The organism is Micromonospora sp. NPDC049004, assembly GCF_040649315.1.
Taxonomy (GTDB): Bacteria; Actinomycetota; Actinomycetes; order Mycobacteriales; family Micromonosporaceae; genus Micromonospora.
This window is the reverse complement of the sequence record NZ_JBEZFG010000007.1, coordinates 111,296-130,458: the sequence shown is the minus strand read 5'-3', so window position 1 is coordinate 130,458 and position 19,163 is coordinate 111,296. Positions and strand designations below refer to the sequence as shown.

At 72.0% G+C, this 19,163-nt stretch carries 17 protein-coding genes; 5 read left to right on the top strand and 12 right to left on the bottom strand.

The annotated features are described in order from the left end of the window. Nucleotides 1–84: 84 nt before the first annotated feature. The 8 genes from AB0B97_RS21730 to AB0B97_RS21695 form a co-directional block, all read right to left on the bottom strand. Nucleotides 85–750 carry a BON domain-containing protein gene (locus AB0B97_RS21730; protein ID WP_234590591.1) on the bottom strand — a complete coding sequence of 222 codons (666 nt, stop codon included), beginning with the start codon at nucleotides 748–750 and terminating at the stop codon, nucleotides 85–87. A 178-nt stretch (nucleotides 751–928) separates the two neighbouring features. After that, nucleotides 929–2,584, bottom strand: a complete 1,656-nt coding sequence (locus AB0B97_RS21725; RefSeq protein ID WP_357495908.1) for a trypsin-like peptidase domain-containing protein — start codon at nucleotides 2,582–2,584, stop codon at nucleotides 929–931. A 62-nt stretch (nucleotides 2,585–2,646) separates the two neighbouring features. Then, nucleotides 2,647–4,209, bottom strand: a complete 1,563-nt coding sequence (locus AB0B97_RS21720) for a HAMP domain-containing sensor histidine kinase (protein ID WP_357495906.1) — start codon at nucleotides 4,207–4,209, stop codon at nucleotides 2,647–2,649. Beyond that, nucleotides 4,206–4,907 (bottom strand): response regulator transcription factor, encoded by a 702-nt coding sequence (locus AB0B97_RS21715; protein WP_030336721.1) that lies wholly within the window; start codon nucleotides 4,905–4,907, stop codon nucleotides 4,206–4,208. Before AB0B97_RS21715 ends, AB0B97_RS21720 begins: the two co-directional genes overlap by 4 nt. Nucleotides 4,908–4,992: 85 nt before the next feature. Continuing rightward, on the bottom strand, nucleotides 4,993–5,604 hold the full coding sequence (locus AB0B97_RS21710; RefSeq protein WP_357495904.1) for a PadR family transcriptional regulator: 612 nt from the start codon (nucleotides 5,602–5,604) through the stop codon (nucleotides 4,993–4,995). Beyond that, nucleotides 5,601–6,425 carry a DUF4097 family beta strand repeat-containing protein gene (locus AB0B97_RS21705; RefSeq protein WP_357495902.1) on the bottom strand — a complete coding sequence of 275 codons (825 nt, stop codon included), beginning with the start codon at nucleotides 6,423–6,425 and terminating at the stop codon, nucleotides 5,601–5,603. The genes AB0B97_RS21710 and AB0B97_RS21705 overlap by 4 nt, the downstream gene beginning before the upstream one ends. Before the next feature lie 294 nt (nucleotides 6,426–6,719). Continuing rightward, complete coding sequence (locus AB0B97_RS21700; protein ID WP_357495900.1) at nucleotides 6,720–7,652, bottom strand: lysophospholipid acyltransferase family protein; 933 nt, start codon at nucleotides 7,650–7,652, stop codon at nucleotides 6,720–6,722. Next, complete coding sequence (locus AB0B97_RS21695) at nucleotides 7,649–8,425, bottom strand: GNAT family N-acyltransferase (protein WP_357495898.1); 777 nt, start codon at nucleotides 8,423–8,425, stop codon at nucleotides 7,649–7,651. The genes AB0B97_RS21700 and AB0B97_RS21695 overlap by 4 nt, the downstream gene beginning before the upstream one ends. Before the next feature lie 151 nt (nucleotides 8,426–8,576). Here AB0B97_RS21695 and AB0B97_RS21690 point away from each other — a divergent pair, with 151 nt between their 5' ends. The 3 genes from AB0B97_RS21690 to AB0B97_RS21680 all read left to right on the top strand — a co-directional run bounded on the left by AB0B97_RS21690 (nucleotide 8,577) and on the right by AB0B97_RS21680 (nucleotide 11,115). Next, entirely contained in the window at nucleotides 8,577–9,221 is a 645-nt protein-coding gene (locus AB0B97_RS21690; RefSeq protein ID WP_357495896.1) for a hypothetical protein, read from the top strand. A 140-nt stretch (nucleotides 9,222–9,361) separates the two neighbouring features. Beyond that, on the top strand, nucleotides 9,362–10,297 hold the full coding sequence (locus tag AB0B97_RS21685) for an ABC transporter ATP-binding protein (protein ID WP_234590559.1): 936 nt from the start codon (nucleotides 9,362–9,364) through the stop codon (nucleotides 10,295–10,297). After that, entirely contained in the window at nucleotides 10,294–11,115 is an 822-nt protein-coding gene (locus tag AB0B97_RS21680) for an ABC transporter permease (RefSeq protein WP_357495894.1), read from the top strand. Before AB0B97_RS21685 ends, AB0B97_RS21680 begins: the two co-directional genes overlap by 4 nt. A 53-nt stretch (nucleotides 11,116–11,168) precedes the next feature. On the opposite strand, the gene AB0B97_RS21675 is transcribed toward AB0B97_RS21680, so the two are convergent. Both AB0B97_RS21675 and AB0B97_RS21670 read right to left on the bottom strand, forming a co-directional pair. Then, complete coding sequence (locus tag AB0B97_RS21675; RefSeq protein ID WP_357495892.1) at nucleotides 11,169–11,576, bottom strand: hypothetical protein; 408 nt, start codon at nucleotides 11,574–11,576, stop codon at nucleotides 11,169–11,171. Continuing rightward, nucleotides 11,573–11,911 carry a hypothetical protein gene (locus tag AB0B97_RS21670; RefSeq protein ID WP_357495890.1) on the bottom strand — a complete coding sequence of 113 codons (339 nt, stop codon included), beginning with the start codon at nucleotides 11,909–11,911 and terminating at the stop codon, nucleotides 11,573–11,575. Before AB0B97_RS21670 ends, AB0B97_RS21675 begins: the two co-directional genes overlap by 4 nt. Nucleotides 11,912–12,169: 258 nt before the next feature. Between AB0B97_RS21670 and AB0B97_RS21665 the strand changes: the two genes are divergently transcribed. Together AB0B97_RS21665 and AB0B97_RS21660 are read left to right on the top strand one after the other, a co-directional pair. Beyond that, entirely contained in the window at nucleotides 12,170–15,919 is a 3,750-nt protein-coding gene (locus AB0B97_RS21665) for a multifunctional oxoglutarate decarboxylase/oxoglutarate dehydrogenase thiamine pyrophosphate-binding subunit/dihydrolipoyllysine-residue succinyltransferase subunit (RefSeq protein WP_357495888.1), read from the top strand. A 121-nt stretch (nucleotides 15,920–16,040) separates the two neighbouring features. Continuing rightward, a complete protein-coding gene (locus tag AB0B97_RS21660) occupies nucleotides 16,041–16,220 on the top strand; it encodes a DUF6104 family protein (RefSeq protein ID WP_357495886.1) in 180 nt (59 codons plus the stop codon). Between the two features lie 41 nt (nucleotides 16,221–16,261). Here AB0B97_RS21660 and AB0B97_RS21655 read toward each other — a convergent pair whose 3' ends face one another. Both AB0B97_RS21655 and AB0B97_RS21650 read right to left on the bottom strand, forming a co-directional pair. Continuing rightward, on the bottom strand, nucleotides 16,262–18,427 hold the full coding sequence (locus tag AB0B97_RS21655) for a bifunctional polysaccharide deacetylase/glycosyltransferase family 2 protein (protein ID WP_357495884.1): 2,166 nt from the start codon (nucleotides 18,425–18,427) through the stop codon (nucleotides 16,262–16,264). Then, nucleotides 18,420–19,082, bottom strand: a complete 663-nt coding sequence (locus AB0B97_RS21650; RefSeq protein ID WP_357495882.1) for a hypothetical protein — start codon at nucleotides 19,080–19,082, stop codon at nucleotides 18,420–18,422. Before AB0B97_RS21650 ends, AB0B97_RS21655 begins: the two co-directional genes overlap by 8 nt. Nucleotides 19,083–19,163 lie beyond the last annotated feature (81 nt).

Below are 19,163 nucleotides of genomic sequence, written 5' to 3'. Positions count from 1 at the left end.
TCCCCGATCGGGTATCGCCGTCGGTCGGCATGGTCCGCGGCGGTTTCCCCACCCGGCCTCCGGTAAACCGGACAAGACGGACGCTTACCCGCCGACCAGGAGTTGGTCGTGTACGACTCGTACGCCCGGCGCCGACCACGCCACCCGCTCCACCTGGTCCCGTTCCCACCAGGAGCGGACCACCCCGGCGAGGACCAGCGTGTCCCCGTCCACCTCCACCGTCACCCGCTCCGCGCCGAGCGTGCGCGCCAGGGCACGCCGGACGTCCTGCCGCAGCCGCTCGCCGGCAGGTGGTGCCGACGGCCGCACCTCGACCAGGTTGGTGATTCCCCGTACGCCGTCCAGCCGGCGCAGCTCCCCCTCGGCGGCCCGGCGCTGCCACCCGAACTCGACCTCACCGCGCAGCATCAACCAGCCGTTGGCCACTGTGACGTCCAACCGTTCGGCGGGCACGAAACTGTCCCACTCCAGGGCTCGGGCCGCGGCGAGGGCGATATCGCCGTCGGTACGCCCCGGTGTCCCCGGCAGCCGTACCTCGATCTGGTCGGCCACCACGCGTACGCCCCGCACCCGTTGGGCGCAGCGGGTCGCGGCCCACGCACGGGCCGCGCCGTCCACGAACCCGGTAAGCGTGACCACCCCCTGGTCGACGGCCACCCCGATCTCGTTCGGTAGCAGCTGCGGATCCCAGGCCAGCTCGGCCAGGACCTCGCGCTGGATCCGCTCGTCGTCGACATCAGACCCGCTCACGGTCCACCCCCGTACGCTCGCCGGCTCGCCTGCCGACCGTGCCGCTCGTACGGGTGACGGCGGTTCACCCCGTGAGGGTGAACCGCCGTCCGGGCGGAAAAAGAGCGGCGGGTGACGGAGCCGACCCCCTCGGCCCCGCCACCCGCCGCCGGAGGGAGGAGGCAGGTTCAGTTGTCGGTCAGGACGTCTCGGCGAGCGTCACGGTGGCGGTCTTCTCGGCGCCGTTGCGCTTGAAGTGCACCTCGACCCGGTCGCCGACCTTGCCGGCCTGCACCGCGCCGACCAGGTCGTCGGAGTCGTTGATCACCTTGTCGCCGAAGCGGGTGACCACGTCGCCGCGCTGGAGGCCGGCCTTCTCGGCGGCGCTGCCCGCGGTGACCGAGGCGACCAGCGCGCCGCCACCCTCGGCCTGGTTGACGCCGACCCCGAGCGACGGGTGGCTGACCTTCTCGCCGCGCTGGAGCTTGCCGGCGACGTCCTTGGCCTTGTTGCTGGGGATGGCGAAGCCGACGCCGATGTTGCCGGTGCTCTGCCCGGAGGTGGCGATCGCAGTGTTGACGCCGATCACCTCACCCCGGGTGTTGACCAGCGCGCCACCGGAGTTGCCGGGGTTGATCGGCGCGTCGGTCTGCAGCAGCCCGGAGATCGAGCTGACGGCCTGGCTCTGCTGGTTCGGGTCCTGCTGCTGGCCCTCGCCGGCCCGGATGGTGCGGTCCCGGGCGCTGAGGATGCCCGCCGTCACCGAGCCCTGGAGGCCGAGCGGGCTGCCCAGGGCGAGCACCTGGTCGCCGACCTGCATGGCGTCGCTGTCGCCGAACGTGGCCGGCTTGAGGTCGCTCACCCCGTTGGCCTTGACCACTGCCAGGTCGGTCTTCGGGTCGGTGCCGACGATCTTCGCCTGGACGTTCCTGCCGTCGGCGAAGACGACCTGCACGGTGTCCCCGCTGGCGGAGGCGACCACGTGGTTGTTGGTGAGCACGTAGCCGTCGGCGCTCAGGACCACGCCGGAGCCCTCGCCGCTGTCGGTGGCGATGGAGACGACGCTGTCCTGTACGGACGCGGCGATCTTCGGCAGGTCGGCGCTGTTGAGCACGGGGGCCGCGGAGTAGGTGCGGGTGACGCCGCCGTTGTCGCCGTCGAGGGCGAGCGCGAGCGCCCCACCGGCGACGCCGGAGCCGAGCATCAGGGCGAACACCGCGACGCCGGCGCCGGCGAACTTGGCGATCCGGCCCGGCCGGGGCCCGGAGCCGGGCGGCGTGGCCTGCGGGCCCCACGGCGGCACGGGCTGCCCCGGGTGGTGCTGCTGGTGCTGGGCGTGCTGGGGGTAGGCCGCGCCCGGCTGGCCCCCGCCGGCCCAGCCGGACTGCTGGCCCGCGTGCCAGCCGGCGCCCGGGTACTGGCCGGCGGCCGGCTGCGGGTAACCCGAGTAGCCGGGCTGGGCCGGGTAGCCAGGCTGGCCGGAGTGGCCGGGCGCCGGGTGGCCGGAGACCGGGTACGGCGGCGCGGATCCACCGGCGACGGTCGACGGCTCGTACCCGGTGGGCTGGCTCACGGTCGGCGGCTCGTACCCGGTCGGCTGCCCCACGGTCGGCGGCTCGTACCCGGTCGGCTGCCCGGCGTGGAGGTCGGACCCGGTCGGTCCGTCGGTTGCGGCGGGCACGGCCGGAGTGGCGACGGTGGGCGCGGTGTCCCCGTCGGTCGAGACGACCGGAACGGGGGTGGTCGGAGAGTCGGACTGCGCGCGCTCGTCGCGCGGCAGCTCGGCGGTGGGGTGCGACGGCTCGGCGTCGATGGGGGCCGGCCGGCGCTGCGGGTCGGACTCGAACTCGGTCATGGGACTACCTTCTCCCCCGGCACTGCAATCAACCTGCAACCGTCCTGGAAGTTGGCTGAAAGTCACTCGCCCAGGTCGTCGCCCCTGGGCACCTGCGGCAGCCGGACCCGGAAGGTGGCTCCGCCACCGGGCGTCTCGAGCACCTCGACCGAGCCGTGGTGGGCGGCGACCAGCGCCGCCACGATGGCCAGGCCGAGGCCGGTGCCGGTGTTGCCGTCGGCCCGTCGGGTCCGGGCCACGTCGGCACGGTAGAACCGCTCGAAGACCCGCTCGGACTGTTCCCGGGAGAGACCGGGGCCGTTGTCGATGACCTCCACGACAGCGAGGTTGCCCGCCTCGGCACGCAGGCGCACTCTGACGTCGGCTTCCGGCGGGGTGTGGGTCAGGGCGTTGGTCACCAGGTTGCCGATGATCTGCCGCAGCCGCGCGTCGTCGGCGAACACGACAAGTGGTCCCGAATCGGGCTCGATCTCCAGCTCGATCCGCCGGTCCGGGGCCATGGCCCGGGCGGCCTGCACGGCGTCGGACGCGAGCACCGGCAGCTCCACCGGGGCCAGCGAGAGCGGCCGTTCCTGGTCCAGCCGGGCGAGCAGCAGCAGGTCCTCCACCAGCAGTCCCATCCGGGCGGCCTCGTCCTCGATGCGGCGCAGCAGCCCGGCGGTCTGCTCCGGCGCGCGGGCCGCGCCCTGGCGGTACAGCTCGGCGAAGCCACGGATGGTGGTCAGTGGGGTCCGCAGCTCGTGCGAGGCGTCCGCGACGAACTGGCGCATCCGCTCCTCGGAGCGCCGGGCCCGCGCCTCGGACGCCTGGGCGGCCGCCGCCGCGTCCCGGGCGGAGCTCTCCGCCGAGCGCGCCGACATCTCCGAGGCGGCTCTGGCGGTGAACGCCGCCTCGATCTGGGTGAGCATCGCGTTCAGCGCCCGCGACAGCCGGCCCAGCTCGGAGGTGGGGTGCTCCTGGCCCTGCTCCGGGTCGGGCACCCGGCGGGTCAGATCACCGCCGGCGATCGCGGCGGCGGTGCGTTCGATCTCCACCAGCGGTTTGAGGCTGGTCCGGACGATCGCCGCGCCGACCGACGCCAACATGATCAGCACCGCGCCGCCGACCAGCAGGTCGATCCAGGCCAGCCGCTTGACGGCCTGGTCGACGTCGGTCAGGTGCTCACCGATCGCGGCCATCTGGCCGTCGGGCCGCTCGATGTAGAACATCCGCCAGCGCACCGAGCTGTCCCGCGCGCGGACGGTGCGTGGCTTGCCGTCCTGGGCCTTCTCCTCCGCCGCGAACCCGGCCGCGTCACTCGGCCACGGCGGTAGGTCCTCCGTCCGGAAGCGGGACGTGTCGTACGCGAAGCCCTTCACCTGGCCGGTGGTCGGGTTGGTCAGCACGACCACGTAGTCGCTCGGCAGTGTGACGACGTTCGAGGAGGGCATGATCGACTGGATGCGGCCCGCCGAGTCGCGCAGTTCGAGGTCGATCTGACCGACCAGGTAGCTGTGCAGGAAGTACGCGGTCGAGACGCTGATCACCACCAGGGCACCGGAGACCAGCGCGAGCACCGAGGCGACAAGCTTCACCCGCAGCGGGACGCTGCGTACCCGTCCCTTCGCCTGCTGGATCGGGTTCACGCCGCCGGCTTGCGGAGCACGTACCCCACGCCGCGCAGGGTGTGGATCAGCCGGGGCTGGGTGGTGTCGACCTTGCGCCGCAGGTAGGAGATGTAGGACTCGACGATGTTGTCGTCACCACGGAAGTCGTAGTTCCAGACGTGGTCGAGGATCTGCGCCTTGGACAGCACCCGGTTGGCGTTGAGCATGAGGTAGCGCAGCAGCTTGAACTCGGTCGGCGAGAGCTGCACCCGCTGCCCGGCCCGGTGCACCTCGTGGGTCTCCTCGTCCAGCTCCAGGTCGGCGAAGGTGAGCCGGGACGGGGCCTGCTCGCCGGTGGTGGTGCGGCGCAGCACGGCGCGGATCCGGGCGGTCAACTCCTCCAGGCTGAACGGCTTGGTGACGTAGTCGTCGCCGCCCAGGGTGAGCCCGCGGATCTTGTCGTCGGTGGCGTCCCGGGCGGTCAGGAACACCACCGGGGTCCGCGTGCCGCCCTCGCGCAGCATCCGGATGACCTCGAAGCCGTCCAGGTCCGGCAGCATGACGTCGAGCACGACCAGGTCGGGCCGGTGGTCCTTGGCGGCGTTGAGGGCCGCGCTGCCGCTGGTCGCGGTGGCCACGTCGAAGCCCGCGAACCGCAGGCTCGCGGAGAGCAGTTCGAGGATGTTGGGGTCGTCCTCGACGACGAGGAGTCGCGCCTCGGTCTGGGTAGCGGGCATGGGCCCAATCATCGGTGACCTCACTGCACCGGCGCTGGACGCTCGCTGGAAAAACCCTGTGAGTCGCCGGGCGGCCGGGCAGGCGTCAGCGCAGCAGCCGGCGCAGCCCGTCCAGGGCGCCGTCGAGCAGCCGGATCGCCGTGCGCAGTTGAGTGTCGCTGAACTGCCGCGCCCGTGCCAGATGGCTCACCTCGGCGGTGAACGAGGCCAGCCGCTTGTCGAACTCGTCGAGCAGGGCATCGCGTGGCGCGTCGGCCGGCGGGGGCCGGTAGGACGACGCGGGCGGCTCCCACCGCGTACGCCGGGTCTGCCGGGTGGCCTCGCTCAGCTCCCGCTTGAGGTCGCGCGTCGAGCCGCGCACCTCGCTGCGGATCTCGCTGGCCAGGGTGGAGAGGTCCGCCACCGAGGCCGCGATGTCCGCTTCCAACGCGGCCAGCTCACCGGCGCGCTGGCGCAGCTCGGCGAGGCCGGCGTCGGTGATGGAGTACGTCTTGCGCCCTCCGGCGGCGGTGTGGCTCACCAGCCCCTCGGCCTCCAGCCGTTGCAGCCGGGGATAGATGGTGCCGGCGCTCGGCGCGTACAGCCCGAGGAACCGGTCCTCCAGGAGACGGATCAGCTCGTAGCCGTGCTTGGGGCCGTCGTCGAGGAGCTTGAGCAGATAGAGCCGGAGCCGCCCGTGGCTGAACACGGCGGTCACGGCAACTCCTCCTCGTCGGCGGCCACCGGTCGGGCGAGGAGCGAGATGCTTCCCGACGTCGCGGAGGCCCAGAGCTTACCTTCGCCGGCGCCGAGCACTCCCTCGCTGCTCGGCAGCGGGAATCGCGAGTTGCGCACCTGCGGGAAGCCGCTGGTGATCCGGCCGGAGGCGGTGTTCAGCCGGACGGCGAGGTCGCTGTCCTCGCGGACCCGGACGGTGATGCTGCCCGAGATGGTGGTGAGCTGGATCTCGCTGCGCCGGGGGTTGTCCAGGTCGCAGGTGATCGCGCCGGAGACGGTCTGCGCCCGCACCCGGTCGGCGGCGCTGTCGGCGAGGATCACCTCCCCGGAGACGGTCTCCAGGGTGAGGTCACCGCGGACGCCGAGCGCCTCCACCGGCCCGGAGGTGATCTTCGCGGAGGTGGTACCGCGCAGGCCCATCAGGGTGATCTGGCCGGAGACGACGTGGGCCGTGGTCTGCCGGCGCAGGCCGGAGGCGACAAGCGACCCGGAGACCAGGTCCAGGTCGGCGAGGACATCGGCGGGCACGGCGACGGAGACGTCCACCCGCGGATAGCGGTGGATCATCTGGAACCACCGCAGGACCTCCGACCAGCCGTGCCCGCGTTCCTGTCGGATGCTGAGCCGGCCGTCGGAGTGGTCGATCAGGACGGGTCGGCGGCCGACCTGGGTGACGTCGATCCGGGTCGGGCCGTCGGTGGCGACCACGTTGAGTCGTCCACTGATCAGGCGGACGTCCAGCCGGGTGACCGGGCCGTCCACGGTGAGCCGCTGCGGGCTGCCGACCGTCCATCCGGCCATGACGTCCTCCCCTCGACGACGCGCCCACGCGCGCCGACGAGGAAACCGTAACGCGATACATCGCGACACACAAGACTGTCGCGAATCGTCACCGCGACCCTGCCCACGGCGTCAGCCACCAGCCCCGGCCTTTTAACGACGAGGGAAAGGGCGCTCCGAGCGCCTCCTTTGCTCTGCTTCAACCCACGCAACACAGGCGGGCCGCAAGTGTTGCGTGGGTTGAAGCAGAGCAAAGGGCGATCCGACCTACTCCGGCGCCGGGATCGGCGCGTGCTCAAGTGGTGAGTCCTGCTCTCAGGCCGCCAGGTCGAGGTCCCGGCCGGCAGGCACCTGCGGCACGGAACCCGCCGGGGTCATGGTGGGGACCGGCCGCAGCCGGGTCCGCGTCGGGACAACCGGCACCAGGTGTACGGCAGACTCGGCGGCCCGGGCCAGCAACCGCCGGTCGGCGTCGCCGGCCGGGTGCAGCGCACTTGCGATCGTCACCGAGACCACCAGATCCCGCGCCGCGACCACCCGTGCGACCGAGCGCAGCAGGGTGTCCGCGCCGAGGAAGGCGGCGGCCGTCGTGACCGCTCCGGTGGCGTCGCACCGGTACCCGAGCCGCAGCGGCACCACCGGACTGCCCGCGTCGATGGCGGCCTGGAACATCGCCGGCCGGAACCCGCCGTCGGGGCGGCACCCGTCCGCGCCGTCCCCGGCACACCAGGTCGTACCCTCGGGAAACACCGCTACCGACCGGCCGGCGCGCAGCGTGTCGGCCAGCCGGCGCACGGTGGCCGGCAGGGCCCGCGGCCGGGACCGGTCCACGAAGACAGTGCCCGCCGCCGCGGCGAGCAGCCCGACCACCGGCCAGGACCGGATCTCCCGCTTCGCCACCATGCGGGTGGGCGCGACCGCCAGGACGGCGAGGATGTCCAGCCACGAGACGTGGTTGGCGACCAGCAGCGCGCGCCGCCGGGGCAGCCGGCCCTTGATCACCAACCGGACGCCGAACGCGCGAACGGTGCCGCGGGCCCAGCCGCGCAGCACCGCCTGCCGCTCGCGCGCCGGGAGCACCGGCAGCAGCACCGCCACTCCCACCCCGGCCAGCAGCATCCCGCTCGCCGCGACCAACCGGAGCATCCGGCGGACCACCGGCACCGTGGGCACCTCGCCGGCCGCCGGCAGGCAGTCGTCGTCGCAGCCCGAGAAGGGCCGCCACAGGTCCCGCGCTCCGGCGGTCACCGGTGGTCCCCGCCCAGGAAGTGCCGCAGGTAGCGCGGGTTCATCCGGTCCAGGGAGAAGAGCACGTAGAAGTCCGCGCACCCGAAGTCCGGGTCGTACGCGGGCTCGCCGCAGATCCACGCGCCGAGCCGCAGGTAACCGCGCAGCAGCGGCGGCACCGCCACGCGAGCGGCCGGGTCGGCGGCCGTGGCGGCCGCGACGGCGGCCGGCTCGGCGAACCACGGGCGCAGCGGGCGCACCCGCAGCGGCGGCGGCGACAGGTGCCGGGCCTGGGCCTGGGCCCACACCCCGGCGACCGTGCGACCGCCGTCGTCGACCGGCACCGAGGCGCAGCCGCCGAGCCAGCGCGAGCCGCGCAGGTGCAGGTAGCGGGTGAGCCCCGCCCACATCAGGTTGATCACCGCGCCCGATCGGTGGTCCGGGTGCACGCAGGACCGACCCGTCTCGACGAGGTCGTCGCGCAGTGGATCGAGCGCCCCGAGGTCGAATTCGCTCTCGGCGTACCGCCGGTCGGTACGCCCCGGCGGCAGCAGCCGGTACGTGCCGACCACCTGCCCGGTGCTGTCCTCGCGGACGATGAGGTGATCGCAGTGGGCGTCGAAGGGGTCCACGTCCAACCCGGCGCCGCCGGGTGCGAGGGTGGCGCCCAACTCGGTGGCGAACACCTCGTGGCGCAGGCGTTGCGCGGCCGCGACCTGGGTGGGGTCGTCGGCGATCAGCAGGGTGTATCCGCTGGTCGTCAGGGATGCGCCAGCGACATGCAGAACGGCCATGGGATCTGTGTAAATGCCCCGGGTTGCCATCGGCGCGCACCACTGGTGTCGACCGGATGAACGCCGGCCGGCGGATGCCTCCGACCGGGCCCGTGCGAGGCTGCCCGACGGGCCGGCGACGGCGCCGCCCCACGCCCCACGGAGGTCACCCATGCGCATCGAGTCCCGGTACAACGGGCCCACCGGCTCCGGCAACGGCGGCTGGAGCGCCGGCCTCTTCGCGGCCGAGGGTGGCCCCGGACCGGTGGAGGTGACGCTGCGTCGGCCACCGCCGCTGGAGACGGCGCTGAGCCTGGTCGACGGCGAGGTCCGGGATCCGGCCGGCGAACTGGTGGCCGAGGTCCGCCCCGCCGGCGTCGTGGACGCCGTCGTGCCGCCGGTCGACCGGGAGACGGCGGTGGAGGCTTCCACCCGCTACCCCGGGTTCGTCGAGCATCCGTACCCCGAGTGTTTCGTCTGTGGTCCGCGCCGCGACGACGGGTTGCGGATCTTTCCCGGCCGGTTGCCGGACGGCCGGACCGCCGCGCCGTTTCGCGCACCCGAGCAGGTAGGCGACGCCACGGTCTGGGCCGCGCTGGACTGCCCCGGCGGCTGGACGGTGCTCGCGTCCGGCCGCCCGTACCTGCTCGGGCGGATCGCCGCGGTGGTCACCGCCCGGCCGGCGCCGGGCGACGAGTGCGTGGTGACCGGCGCGTTGATCGGTGTCGACGGCCGCAAGGCGCTGGTGCACACCAGCCTGTACGGCCCCGACGGCGCGCTGCTGGGCGCGGCCCGGGCCACCTGGATCGCCCGCTGAGGCCCCGCGGTCGTCCGCAGGGAGGACACGCCTCCGCCCCAAGGGGGACCACGCCGTAGGGACCGGGCCTGATTGACCTTGTTGCTCGGTACCGTCACGCTGTGCCACGGCGTACCTCGACGCCACACGGGAGGAGAATGATGACTGACGGGCAGCGAAGCCCCACCAGCGACGGTCAGATCGTGGTGTCCGGTCTGACGAAGCAGTACAAAAACGTGCGGGCGGTGAACAACCTGTCCTTCACCGTGGCACCGGGGCGGGTGACCGGCTTCCTCGGCCCGAACGGCGCCGGTAAGACCACCACGCTGCGCATGCTGCTGAACCTGGTCACCCCGACCGCGGGTACGGCCACCATCAGCGGTCACCGCTACGCCGACCTCACCGACCCGCTGCGGCACGTCGGGGCGATCCTGGAGGCGTCCAGCGCGCACAAGGGCCGCACCGGCATCAACCACCTGCGGGTGATCTGCGCGGCGGCCGGTCTACCCCGGTCGCGGGCCGACGAGGCGCTGGAGCTGGTCGGGTTGACCCCGGCGGCGAAGCGCAAGTTCAAGGGCTACTCGCTCGGCATGAAGCAGCGGCTCGGTATCGCCGCCGCGATGCTCGGTGACCCCCGGGTGATGATCCTCGACGAGCCGGCCAACGGGCTGGACCCGGAGGGCATCAGGTGGATGCGCGGGTTCCTCAAGAACCTGGCCCACGAGGGTCGTACGGTGCTGGTCTCCAGCCACCTGCTGTCGGAGATGCAGCTGCTCGCCGACGACGTGGTGATCATCGCGGCCGGGCAGCTCGTCCGGCAGGGGCCGGTCGATCAGGTGCTCGGGTCGATGGCCCAGGGCGCCCAGGTGCGGGTCCGCACCCCGCAGGCCGAGGCGCTGACCACCGCGCTGAAGGCGCAGTCGGCCACCGTCACGACCGACGAGCACGGCGTCCTGCTGGTCTCCGGGGTGGACGCCCCCACGATCGGTCGGGCCGCCCTGGCCGCGGGCGTGGAGCTGCACGAACTGACCACCGAACGACCCGACCTGGAACGGGTCTTCCTGGAGCTGACGGCCGGAAAGGCGGGTATCCGATGAACCTCGTCCGATCCGAGTTGCTCAAGATCCGTACCACCAACACCTGGTGGGTGTTCGCGCTGATCAGCCTGCCGCTGTGGGCGCTCACGCTGCTCTTCAACTGGTTGCAGACCGACGCGCTGACCAGCACCAACCCCGCGGACGTGGGCGACCAGTCCGCCCAGTTCGAGGCCGCGGCCACCCCGGACGCGATCGCGTCGAACCTGTTCACCTCCGGGCAGTTCTTCGGCCTGCTGATCATCATGCTGCTCGGCATCATCGTGGTGACCAGCGAGTTCTTCCACCAGACGGTCACCACCACGTTCCTCACCGCGCCGCACCGCACCGCGGTGATGGCCGCCAAGCTGGTCGCGGCGGGTGTGCTGGCGCTGCTGTTCTGGCTGGTCACCACCGTGCTCAACCTGATCGCCGGCTCGGCGGTGCTGAGCGCGGTGGGGTTGGACTCGCAACTCGGCAACGACGCAGCCTGGCGGGCGATCGGGTTGAACCTGCTCGCGTACCTGCTGTGGGCCGTGTTCGGCGTCGGCATCGGCGTGCTGATCCGCAGCCAGATCGGCGCGACAGTGACCGGCATCCTGCTCTACCTGGGCGGCTCGATCGGTGCGGCAGTGGTGATCGCCGTCCTGGCCAACCGCTGGGGCGACTGGATCAACAACCTGCAACTGCTGGTGCCGTCGCTGGCCTCGTCGCTGATGGTCACCGGGGCGGACATCCCGGGCAACCCGCCGCGCTGGGCGGGCGCCGCCGTGCTCATCGGATACGCGGTGGTCACCGGCGTGGTCGGCACCCTGCTGATGCGCCGGCGCGACATCTCCTGACCGACGCGGGTTCCGGGGTGGCGGCGGCACGGCCGTCACCCCGGGCTCGCGCCTCACCCGCCCGGGCAGCCCCGGCCGCCGCTGATCGGAATGCACTGGGTGACCACCGGGTCGGGCTCCAGATCGGCGGGGACGTGCCCGATCAGCGAGCTGGTGGCCATGCTGCCGACCAGCGCGACCGCCACGTACAGCAGCACCGTCCCGGCGAACGCCCAGGCGAAGTGCCGACGCCAGAGGGCCTCCCCCGCCCATCCGGCCAGCAGCAGGCCGAGCACCGGAAGCACCCCGTTGAGCAGGAGCCCGGTCGTCAGCAGGGCGTCAGTGGTCGCGCCGAACGCCTGCGCATCGTCAGCGTTCGGCGTGTACGGCCTGGACATGCGCCGGATCAGGCCCACCAGCAGCAGGAACGGCACCCCGTAGAGCCAGCCGAAGAAGAGCCCGCCAAGGCCGAGCCGCTTCACGAGCGACCCAGGTACGCGGCGGCGCAGACCCCGACGCTGAGCGCCGCGGCGGTGGTGCCGGCGAGCACCGCCGAGGGGACGAGTCGGACGACGAGCGCGGTCACCAGCGCCGTCACGACCAGCAGCCCGAGGAGCACCGGCGTGCCCCACACCAGACCGACGAACACCAGCGACTCGCCCGGCGACAGGCAGCTGAACCAGGCCGCGCAGTCGTCGTGCGGCGCGCTCGGCACGCTCGTCGTGCCCACCGCCGTGGCCGCGATCGCGGTGACGTACCAACCGGTCGCCACCGCCATGCTCCGGCCGTAGCGCCCCCGTGCCCCGTCATGATCCATGCGCCCGATCCTCGCGGACCGCGTCGGCCTGGCGACATCCGTACCGGTACTCAATCTGGCCTTAGCAGCCGGGGACGGGCCGCGCAGGGGTTGGTGAACTTCTGGCATCTTCTGTGAATCCGGCCACCCGACCGAGGCGGAAATGCCTGCGCGATCCGTACGGCGTAGCCTGGGAGTCGTCCTGTCCGTTGTCCATCAATTGGACGCGACGGACACCGCGTGACACACAAACCCGCGTGAAAGAGGCGATTACCGGCCGTGTCGACCCAGCAGACTTCGCAGGAGAACCCACTGGCGGGTTTCGGCCCGAACGAGTGGATCGTCGAGGAGATGTACCAGCGGTACCTCGCCGACCCAACGAGCGTCGATTCGGCCTGGCACGACTTCTTCGCCGACTACCGGCCGGCGCCCGGCGCCGGCACGCCACGCCGGGCTGAGACGTCGGGCAAGCCGGCCGCCGCGCCCGAGCCCGACGGCCAGCCGGAGGCGGCGGCCACGGTCAGCCAGCCCAGCACCCCGGCGAAGCCGGCCGCCGCCGCCAGCAAGCCGGCCGCCGCGCCGTCGGCGCCGGCCAAGGCCGCGCCGGCGAAGGCCACCCCGGAGAAGGCCGCGCCGGCCAAGCCGGCCGCGAAGGCCGCCGCGCCGAGCGCCGACGGCCCGCAGACCACGCCGCTGCGAGGTGTCGCCGCGAAGATCGTCCAGAACATGGACGCCTCGCTGAGCGTGCCCACCGCGACAAGCGTCCGCGCGGTCCCGGCGAAGCTGCTGGTCGACAACCGCATCGTGATCAACAACCACCTCGCCCGAGGGCGCGGTGGCAAGGTCAGCTTCACCCACCTGGTCGGCTACGCGATGGTCCGGGCGCTCGTTCAGCACCCGGAGATGAACAACTCCTTCGCCGAGGCCAACGGCAAGCCGGCAGTGGTCCGCCCGGCGCACGTCAACCTCGGCATCGCGATCGACCTGGCCAAGCCGGACGGCAGCCGCAACCTGGTGGTCCCCTCCATCAAGGGCTGCGAGCAGATGGACTTCCGGCAGTTCTGGCAGGCGTACGAGGACGTGGTCCGGCGGGCGCGGCGCAACGAGCTGACCATGGAGGACTACTCCGGCACCACGATCTCGCTGACCAACCCGGGCGGCATCGGCACGGTGCACTCCATGCCGCGGCTCATGCAGGGGCAGAGCGCGATCATCGGCGTCGGCGCGATGGAATACCCGGCCCCCTACCAGGGCATGTCCGAGGCCACCCTGGCCGAGCTGGCGGTCAGCAAGGTCATCACGCTGACCAGCACGTACGACCACCGGATCATCCAGGGCGCGCAGTCCGGCGAGTTCCTCAAGGTCATGCACGAGCTGATCCTGGGCGAGCACAGCTTCTACGACGAGATCTTCACCTCGCTGCGCATCCCGTACGAGCCGGTGCGCTGGGTGCGCGACGTGGCCGTCAACTCCGAGGGTCAGATCAACAAGACCGCCCGGGTGCACGAGCTGATCCACGCGTACCGCGTGCGCGGTCACCTGATGGCCGACACCGACCCGCTGGAATTCACCATCCGCAAGCACCCCGACCTGGACGTCCTCCAGCACGGGCTGACCCTGTGGGACCTGGACCGGGAGTTCCCGGTCAACGGCTTCGCCGGGCGCCAGCGGATGAAGCTGCGCGAGATCCTCGGCGTGCTGCGCGACTCGTACTGCCGGCGCGTCGGCATCGAGTACATGCACATCCAGGACCCGGAGGAGCGGCGCTGGATCCAGGAGCGGATCGAGCGCAAGTACGAGAAGCCGTCCGCCGACGAGCAGAAGCACGTGCTCAACCGGCTCAACGCCGCCGAGGCGTTCGAGACCTTCCTGCAGACCAAGTACGTGGGCCAGAAGCGCTTCTCGCTCGAAGGTGGCGAGTCGCTGATCCCGCTGCTGGGCGAGGTGCTCGAGTCCTCCGCCGAGAGCGGGCTGGACGAGGTGGTCATCGGCATGGCCCACCGGGGCCGGCTCAACGTGCTGGCCAACATCGTCGGCAAGCCGTACGAGAAGATCTTCTCGGAGTTCGAGGGTCACCTCGACCCGCGCTCGACGCAGGGCTCCGGCGACGTGAAGTACCACCTGGGCCAGAACGGCAAGTTCACCACCCCGGACGGCGAGCACGTCGTCAAGGTGTCCCTGGTGGCGAACCCGTCGCACCTGGAGGCCGTCGACCCCGTGCTGGAGGGCATCGTCCGGGCCAAGCAGGACCGGATCGACCTCAAGCTGGAGGGCTACACCGTGCTGCCGCTGGCGGTGCACGGCGACGCCGCGTTCGCCGGCCAGGGTGTGGTCGCCGAGACGCTCAACCTGTCGCAGCTGCGCGGCTACCGCACCGGCGGCACCGTGCACGTGGTGGTCAACAACCAGGTCGGCTTCACCACCGCCCCGGAGTACAGCCGGTCCAGCCTCTACAGCACCGACGTGGCTCGGATGATCCAGGCGCCGATCTTCCACGTGAACGGCGACGACCCGGAGGCCGTGGTCCGAGTGGCCCGGCTGGCCTTCGAGTACCGGCAGGCGTTCAACAAGGACGTCGTGATCGACATGGTCTGCTACCGCCGGCGCGGCCACAACGAGGGCGACGACCCGTCGATGTCCAACCCTCAGATGTACAAGATCATTGACTCGAAGCGGTCGGTGCGCAAGCTCTACACCGAGGAGCTGATCGGTCGCGGCGACATCACCGTGGAGGACGCGGAGGAGCTGCTGCGCGACTACCAGGCGCAGCTGGAGAAGGTCTTCAAGGCCACCCGGGACGCCGCCGCCACGCCGCGCCAGCTCAACCGTCCCCGCCGCGAGGAGGAGCCGGAGCCGGCGGTCGACACCGCCACCGATGCCGCCGTGGTGAAGGCGGTCGGCGAGGCGCACACCAACCTCCCCGAGGGCTTCACCCCGCACAAGCGGATCCAGCAGCTGCTCGACCGGCGGGCCAAGATGTCCGTCGAGGGCAACATCGACTGGGGCTTCGGCGAGATCATCGCGTTCGGGGCGCTGCTGCACGACGGGGTCACCGTCCGGCTCGCCGGGCAGGACTCGCGGCGCGGCACCTTCGTCCAGCGGCACGCGTCGGTGGTCGACTCCCGCACCGGCGACGACTACCTGCCGCTCAAGTCGCTCACCGGCGACGGCGAGCGGTCCCGGTTCTTCGTGCACGACTCGCTGCTGTCCGAGTACGCGGCGATGGGCTTCGAGTACGGCTACTCGGTGGAGAACGTCAACGCGCTGGTCGCCTGGGAGGCCCAGTTCGGTGACTTCGTCAACGGCGCCCAGTCGGTGATCGACGAGTTCATCTCCTCGGGTGAGGTGAAGTGGGGTCAGCGCTCCGCGGTGACCCTGCTGCTCCCGCACGGCCACGAGGGCCAGGGCCCGGACCACACCTCCGGTCGCCCGGAGCGGTTCCTGCAGATGTGCGCCGAGGACAACATGCGGGTGTCCATCCCGACGACTCCGGCGAACTACTTCCACCTGCTGCGCCGCCAGGCCCTGTCGCCGAAGCGCAAGCCGCTCGTGGTGTTCACGCCGAAGTCGCTGCTGCGGCACAAGCTCTGCGTCTCCTCGGTGGAGGACTTCACCACCGGCACCTTCCAGCCGGTGCTGCGCGACACCGCCGCCCCGGCACCGGAGTCGGTCAAGCGGGTGCTGCTGTGCTCGGGCAAGGTCTACTACGACCTGTTCCAGGCCCGGCAGGAGCGCGGCATCACCGACACGGCGATCATCCGGATCGAGCAGCTGTACCCGCTGCCGGTCGAGGAGATCCGGGCCGCCCTCGCGCAGTACCCGAACGCGGAGGACTTCGCCTGGGTGCAGGAGGAGCCGGCCAACCAGGGCGCCTGGTCGTTCGTCGCGCTCAACCTGCTGGAGCACCTCACCGACGTCCGGCTGCGGCGGATCTCCCGCCCGGCCGCGGCGGCCCCGGCGGTCGGCTCGGCCAAGACCCACGAGGTCGAGCAGACCGCGCTCATCGAGGCGGCACTCCCCCGCCCGTGACCTGATCGCGCCACGCGAGCCGGGGCAGGGCCGTTTCCACGGTCCTGCCCCGGCTCGCGTCGGTCCGTCCGAACCACCGACCCGCCCGGCCCGCGCCGGGCCGAGCACGAGGACGTACGCCGTGTACTTCACCGACCGTGGCATCGAGGAGCTGGTCGAGCGCCGGGGGGACGAGCAGGTGACCCTGGAGTGGCTGGGCGAGCGCCTGCGCGACTTCGTCGACCTGAACCCCGAGTTCGAGACCCCGATCGAGCGCCTGGCCACCTACCTGGCCCGCCTGGACGACCCCGACGAGGACTGAACCGCCCGACGATCGACCTACCGACGGCTGACCGGCGCCGGTCAGCCGGTGCGGGAGGTTGCCGGCTCCAGCCCGGTGCGTCGGAGTTTCTGCCAGCCCAGCCGGCCGCCGGTCAGTGCGGTGACCACTGCCTGGATCATCACCAGGTACATCAACTGCCGGTAGACGAACTGTTGCAGCGGCAGCACCCACAGCACACCCAGCTTCTCCCGGTCCAGCCGGAACGCGACGATCGCGGTGACCATCTGCACGCCGAGCATGACCAGCCAGGCCACCGCCGTGGCGGTCCGGTCGAGGAAGAACAGGCCGTACAGGGCCAGCAGGTCGATCACGGGCGCGAGCAGCGGCAGCAGCACGCCGAAGAGGCTGAGGAAGAACAGGCATCGCCTGGTGAACCGGCCGGAGGCCCCCCTGTCGAACACGGAGCGGCGGTGCTTCCACATCGCCTGCATGGTGCCGTAGCTCCACCGGTAGCGCTGTTTCCACAGCTGCCCCAGGCTCGTCGGCGCCTCGGTCCAGGCGCGGGCCGTCTCCTCGTAGACCACCTTCCAGCCGGCCCGGCCCAGGGCCATGGTGATGTCGGTGTCCTCGGCCAGGGTGTCGTCGGTCATCCCGCCGGCGTAGCGCAGCGCCTGCCGCCGGAAGCCGCCGATCGCGCCGGGCACCGTCGACATGCAGCGCAGCGTCTCGTAGAGACGCCGGTCCAGGTTGAACCCGATGACGTACTCGATGTGCTGCCACTTGGCGATGAGGCTGCGCCGGTTGCCGACCTTGACGTTGCCGGCTACCGCGCCCACCTGCGGGTCGGCGAAGGGCTGCACGAGCCGCCGGACGGAGTCGGGTTCGAAGACGGTGTCGCCGTCGACCATCACGATCAGGTCGTGGCGGGCCAGCGCCACGCCGGTGTTCAATGCGCTGGGCTTGCCGCCGTTGGGCTTGCGGACCACCCGGACGTTGGGCAGGCCGAGCGCGTCGACGATGTCGGCGGTCCCGTCGGTGGAGCCGTCGTCGACGACCACCACCTCGATCCCGCCGGGATGGTCGCCGGTGGCGAGTGACCGCACCGCTGCCGCGATCCCCTCCCTCTCGTTGTAGGCGGGAACGACCACCGACACCGGCGCGGTGACAGGTGGCCCCCACGTCCAGTCCTTGGCCCGCCGGCGGCGGGCGTGCCGCCCGGCGAGCAGGAACAGCACCGTGGTGCGCCCCACCGTGAGCACGCCGACGAGCACGAAAAGGATCCCGAACACGCTCAGCAGGCGGTCGGCACCCTGGACGGCCCAGACCAGCATCCGGCCGCGCCAGCGGTCCCCCGCGGTGGCCGCCAGGCCGGAGTCCACCCGGTGGTCGGCGCCGGCGGCGGCGAAGGCGAGGTTCAGCCCCTCGGTCGCGGTGACGAACCGGTATCCGCGTTCCTTCATCATCGGAATGAACCGGTCGAGGGCTGCCACGGTCTGCGCCCGGTCACCGCCGGCGTCGTGCCAGAGGGTGATGGCGCCCGAGGTTCCCTCCGGGGCCGCATTCTCGATGATCTTGTTTACGCCGGGCAGCGCCCAGTCCTGACTGTCGGTGTCGTTGAGCACCGTCAGGTAGCCCAGGTCGCCGGCGGCGGTCAGCACCGGCCAGTCCTCGTTGTCGATGGCGTCGGCGTGTGAGGAGTACGGGTACCGGACCAGCGAGGTCCGCACGCCGGTGACGGCGGCCAGGGCGAGCTGCGTCTGGGCGTACTCCAGGTCCCGCCGCCAGCCGGGCAGCTCGGTGAGGTCCGGGTGGGTGAACGTGTGGACGCCGAGTTCGTGGCCGCCACCGACCAGGCTCCGGGCCACGTCGGGGTGTCGGGAGACCTGCGAACCCAGCACGAAGAAGGTGCCCTTGACCTGGTGGGCGTCGAGGACGCGCAGCACCTCGGGGGTCCAGACCGGGTCGGGGCCGTCGTCGAAGGTGAGCGCGATGGTCCGCTCCGGCAGCCGGTAGGAACGGACCTGTTCGCTGTTGGCGCTGATGATCGGACCCCCGGTGACCACCGAGGTGGGGACCTCGCGTTGCCCTCGGCCGCTGTGCTGGTGGTCGGGGGTGAAGGACGCGTTGGCGTACGCGTGGACGACGAGCACGCCGGCCAGCACCGCCAGCAACACGCCCAGCAGGATCCAGCGCGGCGGCGGTACGGCCCGACGTTGGCGGGCTCCCGTGCTCGTCGTCTCAGTCATCGGCGGGTGAGCCGTCGGGCTCGTCGAGCGTCTCGTCCGGTGGCGTCGGCGGGTCCTCGGTCGACGGCGGGACGGCTGGTGTCGGGGCCGACGGAGCAGTCGGCGTGGGTGTGGGCGCGGGGGCGGGCGGGGCCGGCGCTCGGGCGGGACCGCCGCTCGGCGAGCCGGTGACGCCCGGCGAGCGGCGGGGGGCGACCGGGCGGGTAGCCGCCGGGGCGGCGCTGGGGGTCACCGGGGCCGCCGACGTACGGGGGACGGCCGTTGACGGCTCGGGAACTACCGTGATCGCCTCGGCCTGCGGCGACCGGGGCCGTTCGGGCTGCTCGGCCTCGTCCACGAAGGGGAGCACCGTGTGCGGCTCCACCATGCCGCCCGCGAAGCTGACAGCCACCAGCCCGGTGTAGAGCAGACCCAACAGACCGACGGCGTACGCGAGCCAGCGCAGGCGGGAGCGACGTCGGCCGCTGGGATCGACGAACACCGGCGGTGGTTGGGGTACGGCGGCGATCAGCGCGGTGGGGGCGTCGGAGCGGCCGATCACCATTGTCGATTCGTCGACAGGCGCGGCCGGTGGGGTCGGAGCGTCACCGGGCACGCCTGCGGGCGTCGACCTCCGGGTCGACGTATCTTCGCTGCTCAGGCGCCGGGCGGTCATGGGAAGCGAGTGTAGGCGTGAATCTTTTTCGGTTCTTGCGACGCCTGACAGGTGAGACGCCTACCGCACCGCCGACCGAGC

Bases quoted from the DNA above. Each gene is read 5' to 3' on its own strand.
- AB0B97_RS21715 (WP_030336721.1), bottom strand. From the start codon at position 4,907: ATGCCCGCTACCCAGACCGAGGCGCGACTCCTCGTCGTCGAGGACGAC.
- AB0B97_RS21725 (WP_357495908.1), bottom strand. From the start codon at position 2,584: ATGACCGAGTTCGAGTCCGACCCGCAGCGCCGGCCGGCCCCCATCGAC.
- AB0B97_RS21670 (WP_357495890.1), bottom strand. From the start codon at position 11,911: ATGGATCATGACGGGGCACGGGGGCGCTACGGCCGGAGCATGGCGGTG.
- AB0B97_RS21680 (WP_357495894.1), top strand. From the start codon at position 10,294: ATGAACCTCGTCCGATCCGAGTTGCTCAAGATCCGTACCACCAACACC.
- AB0B97_RS21685 (WP_234590559.1), top strand. From the start codon at position 9,362: ATGACTGACGGGCAGCGAAGCCCCACCAGCGACGGTCAGATCGTGGTG.
- AB0B97_RS21705 (WP_357495902.1), bottom strand. From the start codon at position 6,425: ATGGCCGGATGGACGGTCGGCAGCCCGCAGCGGCTCACCGTGGACGGC.
- AB0B97_RS21655 (WP_357495884.1), bottom strand. From the start codon at position 18,427: ATGACTGAGACGACGAGCACGGGAGCCCGCCAACGTCGGGCCGTACCG.
- AB0B97_RS21650 (WP_357495882.1), bottom strand. From the start codon at position 19,082: ATGACCGCCCGGCGCCTGAGCAGCGAAGATACGTCGACCCGGAGGTCG.
- AB0B97_RS21690 (WP_357495896.1), top strand. From the start codon at position 8,577: ATGCGCATCGAGTCCCGGTACAACGGGCCCACCGGCTCCGGCAACGGC.
- AB0B97_RS21695 (WP_357495898.1), bottom strand. From the start codon at position 8,425: ATGGCCGTTCTGCATGTCGCTGGCGCATCCCTGACGACCAGCGGATAC.